This is a genomic window from Limnomicrobium aquaticum (assembly GCF_040545545.1).
Lineage (GTDB): Bacteria > Pseudomonadota > Alphaproteobacteria > Rhizobiales > Rhizobiaceae > Ensifer_A > Ensifer_A aquaticum.
In genome coordinates this window covers 123025-144053 of record NZ_JBEPMB010000009.1, presented here as the reverse complement: position 1 = coordinate 144053, position 21029 = coordinate 123025, and the positions used below count along the sequence as shown (strand labels likewise).

Here is a 21029-nt window from a genome sequence, read left to right as displayed (position 1 = left end):
TGAAGGCTTCGCCCACTGGCGGGGCTTGCTCTCAAGGATATCGGAAACCTTGGAGAACTATCATAAGCATTTACACCGACACCGCCCGCTTCGACACCGGCCGCGCCATGACCGAGGATGAAACGCGCCGTATCGCGCCTTCGATCTTCGCGACCGTCGCCCACGAAAGCCGGTCGGAACGTTCCAAGCCCATCCCGGCTATCGAAATCCTGCGCGGCCTCACCAAGGAAGGCTTTGTACCGGTTGGCGCAAAGCAGTCGTCGAGTCGGATTGAGGGCAAGGCCGCATTCACCAAGCACCTTATCGGCCTTCGCCACATGGATGGCGGCAAAGTCTACAATGTCGGGGACACCATCTGCGAAATCCTATTGAAGAACGCCAACGACGGGACCAGCGCTTACGAACTGATGGCGGGCCTGTTTCGCATTCGATGCCTGAACTCGTTGGTGGCCCAAACCGGCTAGATCGAGGAAATCAGGGTTCGGCACTCGGGTGATGTTCAGGCCAAGGTGATCGAAGGGACCTACACCGTCCTGAAGGGCGCTGAACATGCGCTGTCCGCGCCACAAGACTGGTCTTCGCTGCGGCTGAACGAAGAGGAACAACATATCCTCGCGCGCAGTGCGCATGTGATGCGCTTCGGTGACGGCGATGGCGAGATGAAAATGCCGGTCAGACCTGAGCAGCTTTTGACGCAGCGCCGTTCTGGCGATCTTGGAAACGATCTTTGGACGACATGGAACGTCGTGCAGGAAAACGCGATCAAGGGCGGGATTCGCGCTGTGACTCGTGACGAATTCGGCCGCCACCGCCGCATGACGTCTCGCCCGGTCACTGGCATCGATCAGGATATCAAGCTCAACAAGGCGCTGTGGCTTCTGGGAGCGGAAATGGCAAAACTGAAGGGTGCGCGTTGACGCGCCTGGATGTCTTAATAGCGGGAGCGGCTTGACGCTGGCGGTGGTTTGTCAGATGAGTTTGCGAGGCGATGCCGGGAGATGCGGCAGAGCTTGAGGCCGGGTGTTCACGAGGCACTCGGCCACCTTCGAGGGGCTCCCCGGAAGCCCTACCCCTCGAACACCCCGTCCGCCCAGATCATTTTGGCTGTTGTCTTCGGTCGCGGTTGCGGCTTCATGCGGAACGCCCCGGACTGGGCCAGTCGGTCCCGCCTCACCCTTCGGGCGCTTCTCTAATCGGCGTGTTGGCGTCAAGCTCTGCTTAAATTTATTCCAGGGCTGCATGGGGCAAGACTTTCTTCACATTCGCCCCGAACCGCACAGCATACCGCGCTCGCCAACCGGATCATTCCCGGACATACTTGGGGGCCAAACGGCCGAAACAGTCTTCGGCGGGAGAGCGCTAGATGGACCGGATTTTCATCGTAGGTAATGGCGGAAGCGGTAAGTCGTGGCTGGCTGAGGCATTGGCGGCCAGGCTTAGGTTTCCGATCACACATTTGGATGATCTGCATTGGTTGCCAGGTTTCGTGGGAGAGCGTCCACGCCATGAGCGTGATCAGCTCGTAGCCGAAGCCGCAGGCAACGCCTCGTGGATCATAGAGGGCATATACGGTTCAATTCTCAAGCAGGTTTTTCCCCGCGTAACAACACTGATCTGGCTCGATCTTGCCGACGACGAATGCATTTCAAATTTGGTGCGACGGGGGCAAACCGATGGCGGCACACCAGAGCAATTCGAAGAGCTGTTGGAGTACACGCGTGGTTACCGTCTCCGAAAGAACCACCTGAACTCCTTCGAGGCGCATCACTGGTTTTACGAACAGCATCCCAAGCAAAAATATAGGCTATCGAGCCGATCCGAGGTCACCGATTTCTTGGTTCGCCTCCGATAGACACTCTACGTCTGACCATGACCGCCTTGCGGCGCTTTCCAGCCAAAATCGCTTTCTCACAAGCGACAGAGCCCGTGTCTGCGACCAGTTCGTCTAGCGTTCAACGTCTTTTCGCGGCCCGCGCTTCTCTCCGGGATCGGCATTTAGCTCTCCCATGATGGGGTTCAGTAGATGATGTGGCCCAATCTATGCTGCATGCTGATGACGGATCATCGGAATAAACGCCGCCACGAACTCACATCACCATCGTCCGCGAAGGACGTCTTCCGCCGCTACGCGGAACCCTGAATTCGAATCTCTCGATTGCCTCTATGACTGACAGTCATGCCGCTGTGGTTGAGACAGTGTCCTCCCTCGTCCAGCGAAACTCCGTGCCATCCACCCACATGCGATGCATGACGACAGCGAGACGGCGAGCCAGTGCCACTTTGGCTTTCTTGCGGCCATGGCGCTTGGCGATGTTCATAGCCCATGCCTTCAGCCAGCACCATTTCACCACGCGCGTCATCATCGACTGGGCGGCCTCATAGAGCAGTCGCCGCATCATGGCGTCCCCGCGTAGAGAGACGTGGCCGACCCGGCTCATTTCACCGGACTGTTTCAGGACAGGGGTGAGGCCCAATATCGCTCCGACCGATCGAGAATGACGAAACCTGCTGGGAATATCGATCGTCGAGACATAGGCGAGCGAGACGATGGGTCCAACACCAGGTACTGTCATCAGCCGCCTGCAAACCTCATCCTGCTTGGCCTCCGATAAAACCCGCTTCTCCAGCTTGGCCAAGCCTTCTCGCAACTTGCGTCGTCCGGCGAGCAGTGGCTCCATGATTTCCGCAAGCTCAACGTCGTGTTCGACGAGTTCGAGTATTCTTCTCTCGAATGTACCGCCTGATGCATGGCCGACCTTCAGTCCGAAGTTACGCAGGAGCCCGCGCATCTCGTTTTCCAAATCGATCGCCTTCTCCTGCAGCAACGATCGGGCCGTTAGCAAGGCGCGACGCTTCTGGCTGGTAAGCGTCTTCACATGCACGTCCTTGAAGAGGCCGACCCGCATCATGTGAGCGATGCCGCGTGCATCATTCCTGTCGCTCTTGTTCTGCTGCAGGGCCTCCAGGAATGCTTTGGTGTGGCGCGTTTCGATACAGAAGACGGGCAAGCCTGCTTTTGCCAGGCCGTCAAACAGCCATTGGGACAACGGGCCAGCCTCAACGCCTACCCTCTCAATACTGAATGCTGGATCACTCAGGATGGCTACAAGGTCTTCAGGATGAGAGACCACCTTCCGTTCTCGGCATGGTTTCCCGTTTTCATCAACGATACAGACGCTCGTTTCTTTGACCGAGACATCGAGGCCGGCATAGTGTTTCATGGCTGCGCTCCTCTGCATGATGGTTGTGCCTGTTCCGACAGGCGACTGTATCATCGGCAGTGTGGTGCAGCCCCTGGCTCCCTACGGATGGGATGGGGCACGAAGCCGATTAGCCCATCTATGCTGACTTCTCCGATGCTCTTTGGCCAATCGATGAACTCCGAGCTGCGATCGAAGGTGACCGAACGGCGCGCCGTCAGGGGCAGGGCACGCAGCACCTCGGCAATCTGCGACATGATCGGCTTGGTGCGTTTCTCGGGATTTCTCAAGACCACGAGAAACCGGCTCAACCGTTCGACCATCGTCGTGACGTTGGCCGGCCCGAACTTCTGGCGGAAGTGAACCAGGTCAGCCTCCCAATGGCCGAACTCCCTGCGCCCTGCAACGACATCGGGGCGGAACACGGTCGAACGGTGACGTCCCAGTCGCTCGGCAATCTCCGTCGCGCTCATCTTCATCAGTCGCCAGCGTTCGATCTGACGCCGGTCTGCCAGGGTGAGGTGGCTGTATCGGGTCTTCATTCAGGATGTCCTTTCCATCTTCAACATTCTGCCACACTTCAAAAGTCGCAGTTCGGTATAGCGCGTACCATCCATTGAAAGCTGACTGAAAGCTTGGCCTGTTAAGACTTGGTCCATGCCGAGGAGAGGACGGTCGCAAGGATCGTCAGGCATGACATCAACAGGGAGGATTTCATGATGTTTCACGTCAAGGCCGTGCGCGCGATTGCGGGCTCCACGCTCACCGTTCTTTCGCTGCTTGCCGCCACGTCGCTGGCGAGCGCTGCCGACAAGATCACCATCATGGTGGGCGGTTATGAGAAGCAGATCTATCTGCCGGCCAAGCTTGCCGAAGGTCTCGGCTATTTCAAGGACGAGGGTCTCGATGTCGAGCTCTTGAACGAAGCTGCCGGCGTCGATGCTGAAAACCAGCTTCTGGCCGGCGCGGTTCAGGGCGTGGTCGGTTTCTACGACCATTGCGTCGACCTGCAGGCCAAGGGCAAGTTCGTCGAATCCGTCGTGCAGTTCAGCCAGGCGCCGGGCGAAGTCGAGCTCGTTTCCAACAAGTATCCCGACATCAAGGGCTTCGGCGATCTCAAGGGCAAGAACCTCGGCGTGACCGGGCTCGGCTCCTCGACCAATTTCCTCACGCTTTTCATGGCCGCCAAGGCGGGCCTGAAGCCGGGTGACACGGTGTCGGTTCCGGTCGGCGCGGGTGGCACGTTCATCGCGGCCATGCAGCAGGACAAGATACAGGCCGGCATGACCACCGAGCCGACGATCTCGCGTCTTCTGAAGACCAACGAAGCCCGTGTCCTCGTCGACATGCGCACCGTCGAAGGCGCACGCGCGGCACTCGGCGGCACCTATCCGGCTGCCTCGCTCTACATGGAAACCAACTGGGTCAATGCCCACAAGCCCGAAGTTCAGAAGCTCGCCAACGCCTTCGTCAAGACGCTGAAGTTCATCAACACGCATTCCGGTGCCGAAATTGCCGAGAAAATGCCGAAGGATTTCTATGTCGGCGACAAGGATGGCTATGTCGCAGCTCTCGACGCCGGCAAGGGCATGTTCACGGCCGATGGCGTGATGCCGGAAGACGGGCCGAAGACGGTTCTCTCCGTGCTCTCCGCCTTCTCCAAGAATGTGCAGGGCAAGCAGATCGATCTTGCCAAGACCTACACGACCGAATTCGTGAAGGCCGCGAAGTAACAACTCCACTTAACCCATGCCTCTGCCCAAAAAGGCAGAGGCGCCCCAACCCATAGTTCGCCTGCGCCGGATCGGCGCGGAAAGGATGATCCATGTCCGATCGACAGACAGCCCCGGCTATCGAGCTGATCAACATCACCCGCCGCTTCGTTTCGCCGACCGGCAAGTCGCTGACCGCGATCCGCGATTTCAACATGACCGTGGAACGCGGCGAATTCGTCGCCGTCGTCGGCCCGACCGGCTGCGGCAAGTCGACGACGCTGAACCTCGTGACCGGCCTCGCCCGTCCCTCCGCCGGCGAGGTTCGCCTGATGGGCGCGCCGGTCAACGGCATCGACCCCCGCGTGGGTTTCGCGTTCCAAAAGGATGCGCTCTTCCCCTGGAAGAATGTCATCGAAAACGTCATGGCAGGCCCCCTCTTCCGTGGCCGTTCCAAGGCCGAGGCCGAAAAGATGGCGAAGGACTGGCTCGCCCGCGTCGGACTTTCCAAGTTCCTGCATCACTATCCGCATCAGCTTTCGGGCGGCATGCGCAAGCGTGTCTCGCTGGCGCAGACCTTCATCAACGAGCCGGAAATCCTCCTGATGGACGAGCCCTTCTCGGCGCTCGACGTGCAGACCCGCACGGTGATGCATGAGGAACTGCTGAAGCTCTGGGCAGAACGCAAAGCCTCCGTCGTCTTCGTGACCCACGATCTGGAAGAAGCCGTGGCGCTGGCCGACAAGGTCTATGTGCTGACCGCCGGCCCCGCGACGGTGAAATCCGTCTACACGATCGACCTTCCGCGCCCGCGCGTCGTCTCCGAAATCCGCTACGAGCAGGGCTTCATCGATTATTGCAAGACGATCTGGGAAGACCTGCGCCAGGAAGTCGAAACCAGCTACCGCCGCGCCGGCGAAGCAGCGTGAAGGAAGGAATTGAGAACATGACCGACACGACCATGGACAGCGTCAGCACGCTCTTCCGCCCCGGCACGTCCGACAAGGAAATCGAGGCTGCTGCCCTCAAGGCCATCGCCGCGCGCAAGCGCACCGTTCTCTTCTGGCAGGTGGCCATCCTGGTGGCCATCGTCGCCATCTGGGAGATCGGCGCACGCACGGGCTTCATCGATCCCTTCTTCTATGCGAGCCCCTCGGCCATCGGTTCGCGCCTCTATGAATGGGCAACCGAAGGTACGACGGAAGGCTCGCTCTGGTTCAACCTCGGCGTCACGATGGAAGAGGCGCTGATCGGCTTCTTCTCCGGCTCCATTGCCGGCATCGTGGTCGGCGTCGGTCTCGGCCAGAACAAGCTGCTCGCCGATATCCTCTCCGTCTATATCAAGGCGATCAACTCGATCCCGCGCGTCGTTCTCGCGCCGATCTTCATCATGATCATGGGCCTTGGCCTCGCCTCCAAGGTGGCGCTCGCCTTCATCATGGTGTTCTTCGTGGTCTTCGCAAACGCCTTCCAGGGGGTCCGGGAAGCCGACCGCGACATGGTCGCCAATGCCCGCATCCTCGGCGCGTCCGACTGGAAGGTGACGCGCGAGGTGATCATCCCGTCCGCCATGAGCTGGATCTTCGCCAGCCTCCACGTCTCCTTCAGCTTCGCCATCATCGGCGCCATCGTCGGCGAATTCGTCGGCGCCCGCTACGGCATCGGCCAGCTGATCTCGATCGCCAAGGGCACATTCGACGCCGCCGGCATGTTCGCCGCCATCGTACTCGTGATGATCGTCACCCTGGTGGCCGAATATCTGATGACTCTGGTCGAGAACCGGCTGGCCAAGTGGCGACCGCAGCAGAGCCTGGATACGCATTGATACGAGCGGTCGCGAGGCTGCAGAGGGGCCGGTTTTCCGGCCCCTTTTTCGTTGACACTTTCTCCGGACCCGATATAGCTAGACAGGCTAGCTAGAGCAATTTCCGAGACCTTGGAAACCGGTTCGTGTCCGGGAAAACGCGAGATGGGGGCGGAATATGGAATGGCAGCTCCAGGACGCCAAGAACCAGTTCTCGAAAGTGGTTCAAAAAGCGCGCCGCGAAGGCCCGCAGGAGATTACCGTGCGGGGGGAACGTGCTGCCGTGGTCCTGTCGGCAAACGACTATGACGCACTGCGTGCCGGCCGCGCGACACTTGTCGATGCGCTGATGAACGGCCCGGCCTGGGACGATGCGCTTGCTGATGCCGTGAACGATCGAGCAAAAATCCCGAGCCGTGATGCGGCCTTTTGATGTATCTTCTGGACACCAACATCATCTCGGAGGCCAGGCGCGGCACGCCGCAGGCGGTGTCGTGGCTGCGTTCGGTCAATCCCCTTGCGGTTCATCTGAGCGTCCTGACGCTGGGAGAAATCATGCGCGGCATTGCCTTGAAGCAGAAAACCGATCCGAAGGCGGCGGATCGCCTTAAGGAGTGGCTGCGCACCATACGCCACGATCATGCCGACCGTATCTTGCCGCTCACCGACGAGATTGCCGTCGAATGGGGCCGGATCGCTGCAATCCGGCCGCGTGGCGACGTCGATGGTCTGATTGCCGCAACCGCCATCGTTCACGACCTGATCCTCGTAACCCGCAATGTGAAGGATTTCGACGATACCGGCGCGACGCTGGTTAATCCGTGGGACGTGTAACGACGCGGTCTCTGGCATAAGTCCTTGTCACGGAAGGAAATTGCCGAGTCAGCCGTCCGGATCGAATGACGAGATCCGGTCAGCCGGAGACATGGGCAATCGCACCATCACCGACAGCCCGTCCATCTTCGACGTCCCGAGCGTGACCCTGCCCCCTGCCCCTTCGACGACCTCCCGCACGATCGCCAGTCCCAGCCCGCTGCCCTCTGCCTGCGTCCCCATGATGCGGTAGAACCGTTCAAAGACGCGTTCGCGCTCCTCTTCCGGAATGCCGGGGCCGCTGTCGTCAACGGTGAGGACCACAGTGTCCTCCTCACGCACTACGCGCACAGTCACCTCGCCGGACGGCGTGTAGCGGAGCGCATTGTCGACGAGGTTGACGACCATTTCGCGCAGCATCGTGCCGTCGCCGGTGACGGGAGCATCCCCCTCGCCCTCCAGCCCGAGATCGATGCCGCGTTTGAGCGCGTCTTCGGCCTGCGCCTCCAGAACGAGGCGGGCGACCTCAACCATGTCGATGCGTTCGGCCCGCGGCGTCCGGCTGCCGGGTTCGGCGCGGGTGAGCGTCAGCAATTGTTCCGCCAGCCGCGAGGCCTGCCGCGTGGAGCGCGTGAGTGCATTGAGCGCATCGCTGCGGCGCTCGCCATCGGTCTCGCGGGCGGCGACGCTGGCTTGCGTCGTCAGCAGCGTCAGCGGCGTGCGCAACTGATGCGCGGCATTGGCGACGAAGCGCCGTTGTGACGCCATCTGGCGCTGGACGCGGGCCATGTAGTCGTTGAGCGCATGAACCAGCGGACGCAGTTCCGTCTGCACGCTCGCCGGATCGAAAGGCTCCAGCCGCTCGCGCCGGCTGGCCATCACCGCCTCGCGCAGCCGTATCAGCGGTGCAAGGCCGCGGCGCAGGCCGAGCAGCGTCACCACGCCTGCGACGACGACGAGCACGAACTGGTTGAAGAAATCCGACATCCAGAGGCGGCGCGTCAGGTCACTCTCGCCGTTCAGGGTGACGGCGACCGTGACATCGATCGTGCCGTCCTTTTCAAGACCGATCACGGGATGCTCGATGGCGAGCGCGCGGACATCCTCGTTGCGGACGCGCATGGCGCTGCCCTGACCGAGAACCGGCGGCGGCTTCAGTTCGTTGCTGCCGGCAATCACCGTGCCCCAGGCTGTTCGCACGCTGTAATAGACCCGGTCACCATAGCCATTGGCGAAGTTTTCCAGTGCCGCCGGCGGAATATCGACGGCGACATTGCCGCGCTCGTCCGTGCGCACCGCCTCGGCGATCATGCGCGCCGAGCCCATCAGCGTGTTGTCCGTGACGATGCTGGAAATCTGCACGGCCTGGCGCATGCTGAAATAGAGGTTGAGCGCCAGCACACCGAGCAGCGTCAGGAGAACCCAGACGAGAAGCTGGGCATAAAGACTTTCGCGGATATAGCGCACCAGGCGCCTGAGCCTGCCCGCCATCTCAAAGCGCCCGCAGCATGTAGCCGAGGCCGCGCAGCGTGGCGATCTGCACGCCGCTGCCTTCGATCTTCTTGCGCACGCGGTGGACATAGATCTCGATGGCGCTCGGGTCCGGCTCGGCGTCGAAGCCGAAGACGCTCTCGTGCAGGGCCGACTTTGTAACGGTCGTGCCGGATTTCATGACGAGATATTCGAGCACAGAGTGCTCGCGGGGCGTCAGCTGCAGCGGCTCGCCCTTGAGCGTGAACAGTTTGCTCGCGCTGTCGAGCGCGAGATCGGCAATGACGATTTCCGGGCTTGCGAGATCATGGCCGCGGCGGATGACGGCGCGCAGGCGCGCCTCAAGCTCCGCCAGCTCGAAGGGCTTGGCGAGATAGTCGTCCGCGCCGGAATCGAGCCCCGCCACCCGCCCGTCCAGCGAGGCATTGGCCGTCAGGATGATGACCGGCGTGCGATTGCCCTTGCGGCGGATGCGTTTCAGCACCGTCATGCCATCCACATGCGGCAGGGACAGGTCGAGCACGATGGCGGCATATTCGCCGAGCGCAATCAGATGCTCGGCCTCCTCTCCATCATGAGCCACCTCGACGGTATACCGCGCCTGCACGAGCGCGCGCGCCAGCCAGTCGGCAAGCTCATGATTATCCTCGACAATCAACAATCGCATGATGGATTTTCTGCTCAGGCGCCGACAACATTCCGGGGCTCGACCTTTCTGTCAGGCACCCGAAACAGAGGCCGGCGCTTTCCCCTCTTTCGTCTCGAGGGGCGAGGCTAGCATGTCCCAAAGCACGAAGCGAGCACAGGAAGCGCCTGAACGCAGACCGTGCCATTGCGGGGCAGACTGATCTTTTTTGAAACAGAAACCGCATGATCGTTCAAATTTTAGAGATCGGTTTAAGCGGCGGTCAAAATGTCCCTGCTAGGGTCTTCCCAAGGATGAAACCCTGTTCACTAACAAGAGGTGCCCTGAAGGCATCCGGAAACGAGGCAGAGATGTTCAAATCTGTTCTGATCGCTGTTTCGACGGTCGCAGCCGTCACGCTCTCGGTTGCCACCGGGGCCAATGCATTCGGTCTCGCCTCGGCCGCCCGCACGATCGCGCCGAAAGCTGTGTCGGTCCAGGCCCGGCAATCCGATATCGCCTGTGCAACCGCCGCCGACGGTTGCCATCACGGTCACACCTTCTTCCTCACCTATGACATGCGCGTCAGGAACCTGCTTTATGTGAAGGCAGGCTCCGGCGAGGTTGTGGTGGACAGCCTGCGACGCGAGCTGGCCGCGCGCCAGATGAACGGCACTCTCCTTGCCGGCCTTTCGAGCGGCAAGGTGCAGGTTCTTCGCCTCGGCTGAGGCGTCTCCCCGATCCCTGATCCGCGGCCACCGGCCGGCCCTGTAGCCGACCGGTCACGCGGGACCGTGTTACTTGGTCAGGTCGGTCCAGATGCGGCTGTAGATCTGCTGGACTTCAGGAGAGCAGGTCGCCTGGTAATGCCCTGCGGCTTTCAGCTCTTCCGGGATCTTGAGTTCCGGAGCATTGATCAGCTCGGGATCCATCTTCGCCTCGGAACCGATGATCGAATTGCTGTAGCGGGTATAGTTCGAGATCAGCGCGGCGTTATCCGGTTCCATCACGAAGTTCAGGAACAGCTTCGCATTCTCGACATTCTTGGCATCCTTGAGAATGGCAACGTTGTCCTGCCAGATCTGGAAGCCCGTCTTGGGCAGACCGAAGGCGAAGCCCGGATTTTCGGCGCGGATGCGCAGCGAGGCGCCGTTCCAGAAAATCGATGCCTGAATGTCTTCCTTGACGAACTTCTCGAAGCTCGGATAGTCGATGGAAGCCCAGGAGGCTTTCGCTTCCATCAGCTTGTCATGGGCCTTCTTCAGGATCGCCTTGTCGGTCGTGCAGGCCTGGCCTCCGACATAGTTGATCGCCATGTCGATGACTTCCAGAAGCGACGGCGGCACATTGACCTTGCCCTTCAGTTCCGGCGGCGGATCGAAGATCATGGCGGCGGTGTTCAGATCGCCCTTGTAGACCTTCGTGTTGACCATGATGCCGGTCAGGCCCCAATCGTAGGGAACGGTGTAGTGGCGGCCCTTGTCCCAAGCGACGTCGACCCAGTCCGGCTTCACGTTCTTGAAGTTGGACATCTGGTTCGGCTCGCTCTTCAGCAGAAGGCCGTTTTCAATATAGGTGGGCACGATATAGGCGGAGGGCACGATGATATCGAAGCCGTGACCGCCGGCCTGAATCTTGGCCAGTGCGCTTTCGTTGGAATCGTATTCGGTGACCGTGACCTTCACGTCATAGGTCTTTTCGAACTTCGCGATGAGATCCGGTGGCGTGTAGAGGCCGGAATTGAAGATGTTCAGCTGACCGGCGGCAAGCGCCGGGAGGGCCGATGCGACCAGGATGGCCGTGGCGGCTGCCATGCGGGATGCGTATTTCATTTTATTCTCCTCTGGACCGTGGATTTTCAGTCTTTCTTGCGTGTTGCTACCCATGACCCCGCCACGATCAGCACGCTGAGCAGCAGAAGAAGCGAGGAAATGGCGTAGATTTCGGAGGTGAGGTTGCGTTTGAGCTCACTCATCAGATAGGTCGGCAGCGTGTCCTGCCCCGGCGATTTCAGGAAATCGCTCATCACGAGATCGTCGAGCGACACGACGAAGGCCAGCATGAAGCCCGACAGAATCCCCGGCGCCAGAAGCGGCAGCGTGACGCGCCGGAAGGTGTAGAACCGGCTGGCGTAAAGATCGGCTGCTGCAGTCTCCAGGCTCAGGTCCATCCCTTCAAGGCGCGCCCTGATCGGCAGATAGGCAAAGGGAATGCAAAACGTCGTATGCGCGGCGATCAGGTAGCCGAGGCCCGCATAGCCGGTCGCCTGCTTGATCTGGCCGACAATGATCAGAAGTGCGATCGCGAGAACGATTTCCGGCACCATCAGCGGCTGGTTGAGGATCATGTGGATCGTACCCTCGCCACGGAACTTCTCGTTCCGCGTCGTGGCCAGCGCCGCCATGATCGCAAATACCGTCGCGATCACCGCAGCGATGGTCGCGAGGATCAGCGAGTTGAACGCGGCGTCCAGAAAGGCCCGGTTCTGCAGCGCTTCGCCGTACCACTTGAGAGAAAATCCTTCCCAGTTGCCGATGACCTTGCCGGAGTTGAAGGAGTAACCCACGAGGATCGCCATCGGGATGTAGAGGATGACGAAACAGGCCACAGCCAGGACAGCCGTGCCGGGGAGCCTTGTGACATCGAAGCCGGGCTTAGCCATGGTTGCGCTCCTTCCGGCCGGAGGTGAGGCGGGTGTACCAGATGAGGGCGATGAGAACGAGAACGGTGAGCGTGATCGACAGCGCCGCACCCAGCGGCCAGTTGCGGCCCTGGCCGAACTGCAGGTCGATCAGGTTGCCGAGCATCATCGACTTTCCGCCGCCCATGACGCGGGGCGTCACATAGGCGCCGAGCGAGGGTACGAAGACGAGGATCGATCCGGCAATGACACCGGGCCGAATGAGCGGCAGGATCACCTTGCGCAGGCAGAAGAAGCGTGACGCGTAGAGATCGTAGCTCGCCTCGGCGAGGCGAAAATCGAACTTCTCGATCGCGGCATAGACCGGCAGCACCATAAGCGGCAGGAAGACATAGGTCATCCCGAGCAGCACGGCAAAATCCGTATACATCATCTGGATCGGTGCCTTGATAAGCCCGGCGGCGAGAAGGATGCGGTTGAAGACACCCTCCGAGCGGATCATCTCCTGCACGGCGATCGTGCGGACCAGAAGGTTGGTCCAGAACGGGATGGTGATCAGGAACAGCCAGAAATTCCGCTGCGTCACCTGCCGCGTCGCAATGAACCAGGCGGTCGGCAATCCGAAGATCAGCGTGATGATGGTTGTGATCAGGGACAGCGCGATCGAGCGAAGAAGGATGCCGAGATTGGCGTCCGACAGGGAAATCGTGTCGTCGAAGATGTTGCGTTCGAACAGGACGGAGAACCAGCCCTCTGTCGAGAAGATCCATTTGACGTTGCCCAGATCGCCGGGCGTCAGGAAGGAATAGACCACGACCACGCCGAGCGGCAGGATCGAAAAGAGCATGATGATGACGACCGAGGGTAGCGCAAGCAGCCAGCGCCGCAGGGTGTCGGAGCCGCTCATGCCGCGATCTCCTCATCCTTCACGACGCGCAGCGCCTTCGCCGGGAGCGATACCGTGATCCGCTCGCCTTCGCTCAGGGTCTGGCCCGCATGCAGCGCGTTCTGAACGCGCGCCACGAGCTTCGTGCCATCGGCCAGCGACAGATGGACATGCGTGTCTGTCCCGAAGAATACGAGCTGGGTGACGGTGGCCTGCAGCTGAAGCGCATCCGGCGCGTTGGCCGAAAGCACAACGTGTTCGGGCCGGATCATCAGCGTCTGCGCACCGTCCTTTGCATCGGCCAGCGCGATGCTGCCCTCGCCGACCTGAACGACGCCGCCGCTCGCATTGGCGGACAGGAAGTTGGACTCGCCGATGAAGCCGGCCACGAAGCGATTGGCCGGACGATCGTAAAGCTCGCGCGGCGTGGCGATCTGCTGCACATGGCCGCCGCTCATGACGGCGATGCGGTCGGACATCGTCAGCGCTTCTTCCTGGTCGTGGGTGACGAAGATGAAGGTGAGGCCCGTTTCGCGCTGCAGGCGCTTCAGCTCGATCTGCATGTCCTTGCGCAGCTTCATGTCGAGGGCGGAAAGCGGCTCGTCGAGGAGCAGGATGCGCGGTCTGGCGACAAGCGCACGGGCGAGCGCCACGCGTTGCTGCTGGCCGCCGGAAAGCTCCGAGCTCTTGCGGTTTTTCAGATGCAGAAGCTGCACCAGCGTCAGCATCTTCTCGACTGCCGGCTCGATTTCCGATTTCGGCCGGCCTTGTGCTTCCAGAGCAAAGGCAACGTTCTGCCCGACCGTCATGTGCGGAAAGAGCGCATAGCTCTGGAACACGGTATTGACCGGCCGCTTGTTCGGCGGCATCGCGGCAATGTCCTTGCCATCGAGAACCAGGGAACCGCCGCTCGGCCCGGTAAAGCCGGCAATCAGCCTCAGAAGCGTTGTCTTGCCGCAACCGGACGGGCCGAGCAGCGTGAAGAATTCGCCCTCCGCGATCTTGAATGACACTTCATGCAAGGCCGTAACCTCGCCCTTGCCATAGCCGAACCGCTTGGACAGTCCACGAATGTCGAGCATCTGATTTAAGTTCCCTTATCGGTTTTTAATATGCGTATTGACAAAATATCATTAGTCAACCAAATTTTTTATAGACACAAAAATTTGAGCGTGAAAAGAAAATAATGGGACACCCACTCATGCAGCCCCGAATGGCCGAACCCGGCTTGCGCAGCCGGAAGAAGGCGAAGCGCCGCGACGAGATCATCGCGGCCGCGCAGAGGCTGTTTGAAAGCCACGGGCTCGATGCCACGACGATGGCCGACATCGCTGCTGCGGCCGGCATTTCGGCACCGACCGTGTTCAACTATTTCGGCTCGAAGGACGGGGTGCTGATCGCACTGATCAGTGAAGGCACCAACGAGGCGCGCGAACAGGATCGCCCGCTGCACTGGAACGAGAAAACCGATCTTGGAACTCTGATCCTGCAGCTTTTTCTTCGCGTGTCGCGCCGAACGCTTGAGATCGCCGACAAGCAGGTGTGGCGTTATGCGGAATCCGCGACGATCCGTCATCCGGAAACCGAACTCGCCTCCCAATATCGGTATACGAACGAGGCCGTGATTTCCGTGGTGGCGGAGTTCCTCGACGGACTTATGCTCACGACGCGGTCAGGCGCTGAGGTCAGCCCCGACTACCTCGCCCGCCTGTTCAATGACGTCTGGATGCCCTGCTTTGTCACCCTCATCACCACAGAGGAGCAGACGCTCGACGAGCATGAAGCTCATCTGCGCGCGCGCCTCCTGCCGCTTGTCCACATGATTTTCGATGAGGCCTGCATCGCCCATCCCATGCGCAAAGGAATGCCTGAATGAAAGCCTCACTGATCTTCGTCAACGCCCGCGTGCTGACGATGGACGACAGCATGCCCCGGGCGGAAGCGCTTGCTGTGGGTGGCAACCGGATCATCGCGATTGGCTCGGAAGAGGCTGTTTTCGATCATGCCGGTCCCGAAACCCGCTTCATCGACGCCCATGGCGCGACCCTGATGCCCGGCTTCGTGGAAAGCCATGTCCATCTCTTCTCCGGCGCCTATGGCCAGACCCTGCTGCAGCTTTCGGGCGTCAAGGGGTTCGAGGCGCTGAAGGCCGGCTTCCTGGCGTTTGCGGCCTCCAAGCCGGATGAAGGCCTGCTGCTGGCTCAAGGGGCTGACTACGAAATTCTCGGCCGCGGAACCCGTCTCGACCGCCATGCGCTCGACCGCATCTGCCCCGACCGGCCGATCGCTGCCATGGCCTACGATTTCCACACGCTCTTCGCAAACACGGCGGCACTCAAGGCCGCAGGCCTTCTCAACGGCCGGGAACTGCCGGTCGGCAATGAGGTCGTGATGGGCGAGGACGGTCTGGCGACCGGCGAGCTGCGCGAGAAATTCGCCCTGCTGCCCGTGCTCGACCTGCGCACCACGGGCGGGCGCGAAATGCTCGGCATGTCCGGCATCGAGCCTCCGGTGACCCCGACGCCGGAAGAGTGGCGCGACGACTTGGAAATCCTGAAGCAGGGCATGAAATTCGCCGCTTCGAAGGGCATCACCTCCATGCACAACATGGACGGCAACCGGCATCTCCTCGAACTGCTGCGCGATGTCGAGGCAGAAGGCGGGCTTCTCTCGCGCATCTCCGTGCCCTTCCACCTGACCCGCGACATGCCGCTCAGCGAACTTGACCGGGCATCCGCCATGACGCGCGACTTCACCGGCGACAAGCTGACCTGCGGCCGCGTCAAGATCTTCATCGACGGCGTCATCGAGAGCGGCACGGCGGCCATGCTCGACGACTATGCCGACAAGCCCGGCCTGCGCGGCGATCCGATCTTCGATGCAGACTCCTTCCGTGAGGCGGCCATCGAGGTCGACCGGCGCGGGATACAGATCACGGTCCATGCCATCGGCGATGCTGCCGTGCGCATCGCGCTCGACGGCTACGAGGCCGCCCGAAAGGCCAACGGCCCGCGCGACAGCCGCCATCGCATCGAGCATGTCGAGATGATCGACCCCGCCGATATTCCGCGCTTCGGCGAACTCGGCGTCATCGCCTCCGTCCAGCCGCTCCATGCCCCGGTTGGCGAGAACCCCACGAGCCGCAGCATCGGCGAGAAGCGCGCGCCTTACGCCTATGCCTGGCGCCAGCTCCATGAGGCCGGCGCGAAGGTTGCCTTCTCGTCCGACTGGCCGATCGTTCCCATCGATCCGTTGCTCGGCATTCAGACCGCGCTCACGCGCGAGCCGCATCTGCCGGGCCTGCCCGACCATCGCCTGCCGTTTAACGATGTGCTGAAGGCCTTCACCTCCATCGGCGCCTATACTGGCCACATGGAAGACAGGACGGGCACGCTGCGCCCCGGCATGCTGGCCGACCTCGTGCTGCTGGCTGCCGATATCGAAGCCACGCCGGTCAACGAGATCGCCGGGATCGGCATTCGAATGACCGTTTGCGACGGGAGGATCACCCATGAAGCCTGAGACATTGACTGCCGACATGACGACGCTGGGCGCAAGCCGGACGCTCGCCGCGCCGACGCTGACAAAGGCCTGCGTCATCCGCGCCGACATCGGTCCGGCCATGGAGTTCAAGACCACGCAGGGCACGACCCGCGCGGTCTTCCCCATCATCGGTGGCGAGGCCGTGGGGGTCGGCTGGAGCGGCCGCGTCGTCCCCGGCGGCGCGGATTTCGCGCTCGCCCTTCCAGATGGATCGTATGCTATTGAAGCCCGCTATTGCCTCGAACTGGAAGACGGAACGCCCGTCATGGTAACCAATGCGGGCCGCATGATCGGCCAGCCGGACGGCAGCTTCTTCGGCCGCACGCGCGCGGAGCTGGAAGTGCCGGAAGGCAAGCACAGCCACCTCGGCAGCGCGGTCTTTTTCGGGACCGCGCTCGCCGAAGCCGGCGACGACGCGCATGTCTACATCGAATTGTGGGAAGCGCCCGTCCTGCCCTGATCATCGTCCGGCGCAATTGCCGACGCGAAAGCGGTTTCCACTTTCGCCGGAATTGCTTTGGTCACACACCGATTGCGATGGCGCGGAAGTCGTTGACATTGGTCAGTGTCGGGCCAGTGACGACCTGGGCTCCGATCGCGGCGAAGAAGCTGTGCGCATCATTGGCCGCAAGGGCGGCCTGCGGATCGATGTCCGCAGCTTGCGCGGCCGCGAGCGTTCCCGGCCCGATCACCGCGCCCGCCACCTCCGCCGCCCCGTCAACACCATCGGTATCGCAGGCAATCGCGTGAATGCCCTCCGCTCCATTCAACGCAATCGCCAGCGCAAGGCAGAATTCCGCATTCGGCCCGCCGACGCCGTTGCCGCGCCGCGTGACGGTCAGCTCGCCCCCGGAAAGCAGGAGAACCGGGCGATCGCCGGGGCGAAGCGACGCACGGATGTCGAGGGCCATTTGCGCCTGTGCCGTCGCCACATCGCGGGCCTCGCCCTCCAGTGCATCGCCGAGCAGGCGCACATCGAAGCCCGCCTTCTCCGCCAGCTCGGCGGCGGCGGCGAGCGATTGTTTCGGCGCGGCATAGATCACGTTTTCAACGCGGGAGAGACGCGGATCGCTGGGCGCCAGAACACGGCTGGGCGCGGCAAGCGCCGCCTTGACGATTGCCGGAACTTCGATCTTCCACCGTTGCAGGGTCGCCAGCGCATCGGCAGGCGTCGAGGCATCGCCAACGGTCGGGCCGGAGCCGATGAAGGCGGGATCGTCGCCCGGCACGTCGGAAATCAGAAGCGAGAGCATCCGCGCCGGATAGGCGGCCGCCGCCAGTTGTCCACCCTTCACGCGGCTCAGATGCTTGCGCACGGTATTCATCCTGTCGATAGGCGCGCCGGACGCGAGAAGCGCTGAATTGATCGCCTGTTTCTCGGCAAGGCTGACACCCTCGGCGGGAGCCACGAGAAGCGCGGAGGCACCGCCGGAGATCAGCGCGAGGACGAAATCACCCTCACCCGCCGTCTTCACAAGCTCGATCATGCGGGCAGTCGCGGCAAGCCCGCTCTCATCCGGCACCGGATGTGCAGCTTCCACGATCTCGATTCCCCGGCAGGGCCGGCCATAGCCGTAGCGCGTGATGACAAGCCCCTCGCAGGGCCCCCAGGCGGCCTCGACCGCTTCGGCCATGCGCGCACTCGCCTTGCCGGCACCCACCACGATCACCCGACCCTGCGGCCGTTCCGGCAGGAAGCGGGCGAGCGAGCGCATGGGGTCGGCCACCTCCACCGCCTTGTCGAAGAGCTGCCGCAGGAAGGTTTCGGTCGAAATCATGCGTGTAGGCCGCCATTGCTGGAATCGCGAACGATCAGTTCCACCGGCGTGCGATGCTCGCTGATCGGCGCCTGGCTGTCTTCCAGCCAGTCGAGCACGGTCGAGGCGACATCCTTGCCGAAGCCCGCAATGTCGCAGCGCACAGAGGTGAGCGGCGGGTAGACCTGCGCGCATTCCTCGATATCGTCGAAGCCGACGATGCGGAAATCCTCGCCCACCTTGCGGCCGATGCGGGCGCAGCCGGACAGGAGCCCGAGCGCCACAAGGTCGGAAAAACAGATGGCCGCATCGATATCGGGATGGTCGCGCGTCAGGATCGCCGCCGCCTCGTGACCGAAGGCGCGGCTGGCGCGACCCGAGAGGACAAAGGGCTCGATGCCGGCCTCTGCCATCACCTCGAAATAGCCGGACATGCGCTCCTGCGCCACCGCCCGCCCCTCAAGCCCGCCAACAAAGGCCACACGCTTTGCACCGCCCCTGACCAGATGTTCGGCGGCAAGCCGGCTGCCGGAGAGATAGTCGGGGGCCGCAAACGGAAATGTCTCGACGCGCGGATCGACCTTGCGCAACACCTGCATGGTTGGAATGTTGGCCCGCGCAATGGCATCGAAAGTCGCTGATTCCTCGCCATAGGCGGGCGAGATGATCAGCGCAGACACGCCATGCTCGATGATCGCCGAGACCACCTGCGCCTGGATCGCCGGGTCCTCGTCCGTATTGGCAAGCACCGTGGCATAGCCCCGCGCCGAGAGCGCCATCTGCAGCGAGGTGGCGAATTCGGTGAAGAACGGGTTTCGCAAGTCGTTGATGACGAGACCGATGAGACCGACATTGGCCGAGCGCAGGTTGGCCGCCGAGCGATTGTAGACATAGCCGAGCTTGTCCATCGCCTCGCGGACCAGAACGCGCTTTTCCTCCCGCACCAGCGGGCTTTGCTGCAACACGAGGCTGACGGTCGATTTCGACACCCCCGCCTCGCGCGCCACGTCGACGATGGTCGGTCTGCGCTCCATTCCCGGAACCTATTCGATTCCGTGGAGCGCAAGCAAGGTTCGCATCCTGTGGACAGCGAGGTCCGGCTTGGCAAGCAGCCCCGCCTGATCCGCCAGCCGGAAAACCTCCGCATAATGCGTGATGTCGCGGCTCGACTGGAAACCGGCCGGCATGATGAAATGCGTCTGGGTGCCGTTGAGCCAGGAGAGAAACGCGATGCCCGCCTTGTAAAACCGCGTTGGCGCCCGGAAGATCTCGCGGCTGAGCGGCACGGTCGGGGCGAAGAGCTTGTGATAGGTCTCCCGGTCGCCCTGCGCCAACGCTTCGAGAGCCTGGCTTGCCGCCGGCGCGATGGCCGCGAAAATGCCGAGCAGCGCATGGGAATAATGCCGCCCGTCGCCTTCAATCAGCGCCGCATAGTTGAAGTCGTCGCCCGTGTAGAGCCGTACGCCCGAAGGCAGGCGCGCGCGGAAAGCTTCCTCATGCGCCTGATCGAGCAGCGAAATCTTGATGCCATCCACCTTGCCAGGATTTTCGCCGATCAGATCCAGCACGAAATCGCTGGCTTCCGCCACGTCACTCGTACCCCAATAGCCGGCGAGCGCCGGATCGAACATGTCGCCCAGCCAATGCAGGATCACGGGCTCTGCCGCCCCGTCGATCAGCCGGCGATAGACCTTGCGGTAGATGTCGCGGCCAGCACCTATTGCCGTGAAGGCGCGGGACGCCATGAGGATCAGCTGACCGCCCGCCGCCTCGATGGCCGAGGCCTGTGTTTCATAAGCCGCGAGAATGGCATCGGCATCCGTGAGATCGGCCAGCGCAACATGATCGGTGCCGGCCCCGCAGGCCACGCGCGGCTTTTGCGGATGAACCTTGGCGGCGGCCATGGTCCGCTCGATCAGTTCCTTCGCGGTGAGCCAATCAACACCCATGCCACGCTGCGCCGTGTCCATCGCCTCGGCAAGCCCGAGCCCCTGATCCCAGAGACCCTGCCGGAAGGCGAGCGTTGCCCCCCAGTCCACGGCAGGCCGCGTGTCCCACGGGCTGCGCTCACGCAAGGGATCGGAGACAACATGGGCGGCGGCAAAGGCGGTGCGGGTGAAGGGCACGCGCGGCGCACGGGGCACCAGCGGCGTTCCGATGAGCGAATAGGCTTCGAGCGTGTGATCGGCATTGGGCAGTTTCAACATGGTAACGCTCCTATTCGTTCACTTATTCGCCTACCGGCAGGTCGAAGACGAGAATGCCGTCGAGCCCACCGTCCGCATGGGCGACCAGCTTTGCGCCCAGCGCCTTGTGATCGGGATGGGTCTGGTAGGCTTCCAGCGCATCCCAGCCGTCGAAATCGACGACGAAGCCGTGCATGTAGCCACGCTCGATCTTTTCCGGGCTCTCGCTACGGCCGGCGGTGATCGACAGCACGCCGGAAATCTTGGTGCGGATCTCCTCAAGCTCTGCGAACATCGCCGCAATCTGGGCTTCGGTGACCTCGGCGCGGAAGCGGATGAGGACGATATGGCGGATCATCATTTAAGCGTTC

General features: G+C 62.0%; 22 protein-coding genes and 1 pseudogene. 11 read left to right on the top strand and 12 right to left on the bottom strand.

Going from position 1 to position 21029, the window contains the following annotated elements; all coding sequences use genetic code 11:
* Positions 1 to 107 precede the first annotated feature (107 nt).
* Both ABID16_RS20830 and ABID16_RS20825 read left to right on the top strand, forming a co-directional pair.
* Positions 108 to 917 (top strand): annotated as a pseudogene (locus tag ABID16_RS20830) (DUF932 domain-containing protein).
* 446 nt (positions 918 to 1363) lie between these two features.
* Complete coding sequence (locus ABID16_RS20825; protein WP_354558296.1) at positions 1364 to 1852, top strand: P-loop NTPase family protein; 489 nt, start codon at positions 1364 to 1366, stop codon at positions 1850 to 1852.
* Positions 1853 to 2174: 322 nt separating this feature from the next.
* On the opposite strand, the gene ABID16_RS20820 is transcribed toward ABID16_RS20825, so the two are convergent.
* Positions 2175 to 3221 (bottom strand): IS110 family RNA-guided transposase, encoded by a 1047-nt coding sequence (locus tag ABID16_RS20820; RefSeq protein ID WP_354558295.1) that lies wholly within the window; start codon positions 3219 to 3221, stop codon positions 2175 to 2177.
* A gap of 50 nt (positions 3222 to 3271) precedes the next feature.
* On the bottom strand, positions 3272 to 3742 hold the full coding sequence (locus ABID16_RS20815; protein ID WP_354558294.1) for an IS30 family transposase: 471 nt from the start codon (positions 3740 to 3742) through the stop codon (positions 3272 to 3274).
* 177 nt (positions 3743 to 3919) lie between these two features.
* Here ABID16_RS20815 and ABID16_RS20810 point away from each other — a divergent pair, with 177 nt between their 5' ends.
* From ABID16_RS20810 to ABID16_RS20790, 5 genes are all read left to right on the top strand, one after another.
* A complete protein-coding gene (locus tag ABID16_RS20810; protein WP_435532457.1) occupies positions 3920 to 4933 on the top strand; it encodes an ABC transporter substrate-binding protein in 1014 nt (337 codons plus the stop codon).
* Positions 4934 to 5025: 92 nt separating this feature from the next.
* A complete protein-coding gene (locus tag ABID16_RS20805; protein ID WP_354558292.1) occupies positions 5026 to 5841 on the top strand; it encodes an ABC transporter ATP-binding protein in 816 nt (271 codons plus the stop codon).
* Between the two features lie 17 nt (positions 5842 to 5858).
* The gene (locus tag ABID16_RS20800; RefSeq protein WP_354558291.1) at positions 5859 to 6737 is read left to right on the top strand and encodes an ABC transporter permease; all 879 of its coding nucleotides are present in this window, start codon (positions 5859 to 5861) and stop codon (positions 6735 to 6737) included.
* A 157-nt stretch (positions 6738 to 6894) separates the two neighbouring features.
* The gene (locus ABID16_RS20795) at positions 6895 to 7149 is read left to right on the top strand and encodes a type II toxin-antitoxin system Phd/YefM family antitoxin (RefSeq protein ID WP_354558290.1); all 255 of its coding nucleotides are present in this window, start codon (positions 6895 to 6897) and stop codon (positions 7147 to 7149) included.
* Complete coding sequence (locus ABID16_RS20790) at positions 7149 to 7550, top strand: type II toxin-antitoxin system VapC family toxin (protein WP_354558289.1); 402 nt, start codon at positions 7149 to 7151, stop codon at positions 7548 to 7550. The genes ABID16_RS20795 and ABID16_RS20790 overlap by 1 nt, the downstream gene beginning before the upstream one ends.
* Positions 7551 to 7598: 48 nt before the next feature.
* On the opposite strand, the gene ABID16_RS20785 is transcribed toward ABID16_RS20790, so the two are convergent.
* Together ABID16_RS20785 and ABID16_RS20780 are read right to left on the bottom strand one after the other, a co-directional pair.
* Entirely contained in the window at positions 7599 to 9020 is a 1422-nt protein-coding gene (locus ABID16_RS20785; RefSeq protein WP_354558288.1) for a sensor histidine kinase, read from the bottom strand.
* 1 nt (position 9021) lies between these two features.
* Complete coding sequence (locus ABID16_RS20780) at positions 9022 to 9687, bottom strand: response regulator (protein WP_354558287.1); 666 nt, start codon at positions 9685 to 9687, stop codon at positions 9022 to 9024.
* A gap of 329 nt (positions 9688 to 10016) precedes the next feature.
* Here ABID16_RS20780 and ABID16_RS20775 point away from each other — a divergent pair, with 329 nt between their 5' ends.
* The gene (locus ABID16_RS20775; protein ID WP_354558286.1) at positions 10017 to 10373 is read left to right on the top strand and encodes a hypothetical protein; all 357 of its coding nucleotides are present in this window, start codon (positions 10017 to 10019) and stop codon (positions 10371 to 10373) included.
* A 69-nt stretch (positions 10374 to 10442) separates the two neighbouring features.
* On the opposite strand, the gene ABID16_RS20770 is transcribed toward ABID16_RS20775, so the two are convergent.
* Genes ABID16_RS20770 through ABID16_RS20755 form a run of 4 tightly spaced genes read right to left on the bottom strand, consistent with a single transcriptional unit; the run spans position 10443 to position 14254 of the window.
* Positions 10443 to 11477 (bottom strand): extracellular solute-binding protein, encoded by a 1035-nt coding sequence (locus tag ABID16_RS20770; protein WP_354558285.1) that lies wholly within the window; start codon positions 11475 to 11477, stop codon positions 10443 to 10445.
* A gap of 26 nt (positions 11478 to 11503) precedes the next feature.
* Complete coding sequence (locus ABID16_RS20765) at positions 11504 to 12307, bottom strand: ABC transporter permease (protein ID WP_354558284.1); 804 nt, start codon at positions 12305 to 12307, stop codon at positions 11504 to 11506.
* Positions 12300 to 13193 (bottom strand): ABC transporter permease, encoded by an 894-nt coding sequence (locus tag ABID16_RS20760; RefSeq protein ID WP_354558283.1) that lies wholly within the window; start codon positions 13191 to 13193, stop codon positions 12300 to 12302. Before ABID16_RS20760 ends, ABID16_RS20765 begins: the two co-directional genes overlap by 8 nt.
* A complete protein-coding gene (locus ABID16_RS20755; protein WP_354558282.1) occupies positions 13190 to 14254 on the bottom strand; it encodes an ABC transporter ATP-binding protein in 1065 nt (354 codons plus the stop codon). The genes ABID16_RS20760 and ABID16_RS20755 overlap by 4 nt, the downstream gene beginning before the upstream one ends.
* A gap of 119 nt (positions 14255 to 14373) precedes the next feature.
* Between ABID16_RS20755 and ABID16_RS20750 the strand changes: the two genes are divergently transcribed.
* From ABID16_RS20750 to ABID16_RS20740, 3 genes are read left to right on the top strand one after another with little or no spacing between them, the layout of a single operon-like run.
* Positions 14374 to 15048: a TetR/AcrR family transcriptional regulator gene (locus ABID16_RS20750; RefSeq protein ID WP_354558281.1), complete on the top strand. Its 675-nt coding sequence runs from the start codon at positions 14374 to 14376 to the stop codon at positions 15046 to 15048.
* Positions 15045 to 16694: an amidohydrolase gene (locus ABID16_RS20745; RefSeq protein WP_354558280.1), complete on the top strand. Its 1650-nt coding sequence runs from the start codon at positions 15045 to 15047 to the stop codon at positions 16692 to 16694. Before ABID16_RS20750 ends, ABID16_RS20745 begins: the two co-directional genes overlap by 4 nt.
* Positions 16684 to 17175 carry a DUF3237 domain-containing protein gene (locus ABID16_RS20740; protein WP_354558279.1) on the top strand — a complete coding sequence of 164 codons (492 nt, stop codon included), beginning with the start codon at positions 16684 to 16686 and terminating at the stop codon, positions 17173 to 17175. The genes ABID16_RS20745 and ABID16_RS20740 overlap by 11 nt, the downstream gene beginning before the upstream one ends.
* Before the next feature lie 61 nt (positions 17176 to 17236).
* Here ABID16_RS20740 and ABID16_RS20735 read toward each other — a convergent pair whose 3' ends face one another.
* Genes ABID16_RS20735 through ABID16_RS20720 form a run of 4 tightly spaced genes read right to left on the bottom strand, consistent with a single transcriptional unit; the run spans position 17237 to position 21019 of the window.
* Positions 17237 to 18493 carry a glycerate kinase type-2 family protein gene (locus ABID16_RS20735; protein WP_354558278.1) on the bottom strand — a complete coding sequence of 419 codons (1257 nt, stop codon included), beginning with the start codon at positions 18491 to 18493 and terminating at the stop codon, positions 17237 to 17239.
* A complete protein-coding gene (locus ABID16_RS20730) occupies positions 18490 to 19506 on the bottom strand; it encodes a LacI family DNA-binding transcriptional regulator (protein WP_354558277.1) in 1017 nt (338 codons plus the stop codon). The genes ABID16_RS20735 and ABID16_RS20730 overlap by 4 nt, the downstream gene beginning before the upstream one ends.
* Before the next feature lie 9 nt (positions 19507 to 19515).
* On the bottom strand, positions 19516 to 20679 hold the full coding sequence (locus tag ABID16_RS20725; RefSeq protein ID WP_354558276.1) for a dihydrodipicolinate synthase family protein: 1164 nt from the start codon (positions 20677 to 20679) through the stop codon (positions 19516 to 19518).
* A gap of 22 nt (positions 20680 to 20701) precedes the next feature.
* Positions 20702 to 21019 (bottom strand): Dabb family protein, encoded by a 318-nt coding sequence (locus tag ABID16_RS20720; protein WP_354558275.1) that lies wholly within the window; start codon positions 21017 to 21019, stop codon positions 20702 to 20704.
* Positions 21020 to 21029 lie beyond the last annotated feature (10 nt).

Excerpts from the sequence above, each read along its gene's own strand:
- ABID16_RS20775 (WP_354558286.1), top strand. The coding sequence starts at position 10,017 with ATGTTCAAATCTGTTCTGATCGCTGTTTCGACGGTCGCAGCCGTCACG.
- ABID16_RS20770 (WP_354558285.1), bottom strand. The coding sequence starts at position 11,477 with ATGAAATACGCATCCCGCATGGCAGCCGCCACGGCCATCCTGGTCGCA.
- ABID16_RS20795 (WP_354558290.1), top strand. The coding sequence starts at position 6,895 with ATGGAATGGCAGCTCCAGGACGCCAAGAACCAGTTCTCGAAAGTGGTT.
- ABID16_RS20805 (WP_354558292.1), top strand. The coding sequence starts at position 5,026 with ATGTCCGATCGACAGACAGCCCCGGCTATCGAGCTGATCAACATCACC.
- ABID16_RS20725 (WP_354558276.1), bottom strand. The coding sequence starts at position 20,679 with ATGTTGAAACTGCCCAATGCCGATCACACGCTCGAAGCCTATTCGCTC.
- ABID16_RS20735 (WP_354558278.1), bottom strand. The coding sequence starts at position 18,493 with ATGATTTCGACCGAAACCTTCCTGCGGCAGCTCTTCGACAAGGCGGTG.
- ABID16_RS20780 (WP_354558287.1), bottom strand. The coding sequence starts at position 9,687 with ATGCGATTGTTGATTGTCGAGGATAATCATGAGCTTGCCGACTGGCTG.
- ABID16_RS20755 (WP_354558282.1), bottom strand. The coding sequence starts at position 14,254 with ATGCTCGACATTCGTGGACTGTCCAAGCGGTTCGGCTATGGCAAGGGC.
- ABID16_RS20790 (WP_354558289.1), top strand. The coding sequence starts at position 7,149 with ATGTATCTTCTGGACACCAACATCATCTCGGAGGCCAGGCGCGGCACG.
- ABID16_RS20785 (WP_354558288.1), bottom strand. The coding sequence starts at position 9,020 with ATGGCGGGCAGGCTCAGGCGCCTGGTGCGCTATATCCGCGAAAGTCTT.
- ABID16_RS20765 (WP_354558284.1), bottom strand. The coding sequence starts at position 12,307 with ATGGCTAAGCCCGGCTTCGATGTCACAAGGCTCCCCGGCACGGCTGTC.
- ABID16_RS20820 (WP_354558295.1), bottom strand. The coding sequence starts at position 3,221 with ATGAAACACTATGCCGGCCTCGATGTCTCGGTCAAAGAAACGAGCGTC.
- ABID16_RS20720 (WP_354558275.1), bottom strand. The coding sequence starts at position 21,019 with ATGATGATCCGCCATATCGTCCTCATCCGCTTCCGCGCCGAGGTCACC.
- ABID16_RS20745 (WP_354558280.1), top strand. The coding sequence starts at position 15,045 with ATGAAAGCCTCACTGATCTTCGTCAACGCCCGCGTGCTGACGATGGAC.
- ABID16_RS20760 (WP_354558283.1), bottom strand. The coding sequence starts at position 13,193 with ATGAGCGGCTCCGACACCCTGCGGCGCTGGCTGCTTGCGCTACCCTCG.
- ABID16_RS20815 (WP_354558294.1), bottom strand. The coding sequence starts at position 3,742 with ATGAAGACCCGATACAGCCACCTCACCCTGGCAGACCGGCGTCAGATC.
- ABID16_RS20750 (WP_354558281.1), top strand. The coding sequence starts at position 14,374 with ATGCAGCCCCGAATGGCCGAACCCGGCTTGCGCAGCCGGAAGAAGGCG.
- ABID16_RS20825 (WP_354558296.1), top strand. The coding sequence starts at position 1,364 with ATGGACCGGATTTTCATCGTAGGTAATGGCGGAAGCGGTAAGTCGTGG.
- ABID16_RS20810 (WP_435532457.1), top strand. The coding sequence starts at position 3,920 with ATGTTTCACGTCAAGGCCGTGCGCGCGATTGCGGGCTCCACGCTCACC.
- ABID16_RS20740 (WP_354558279.1), top strand. The coding sequence starts at position 16,684 with ATGAAGCCTGAGACATTGACTGCCGACATGACGACGCTGGGCGCAAGC.
- ABID16_RS20800 (WP_354558291.1), top strand. The coding sequence starts at position 5,859 with ATGACCGACACGACCATGGACAGCGTCAGCACGCTCTTCCGCCCCGGC.
- ABID16_RS20730 (WP_354558277.1), bottom strand. The coding sequence starts at position 19,506 with ATGGAGCGCAGACCGACCATCGTCGACGTGGCGCGCGAGGCGGGGGTG.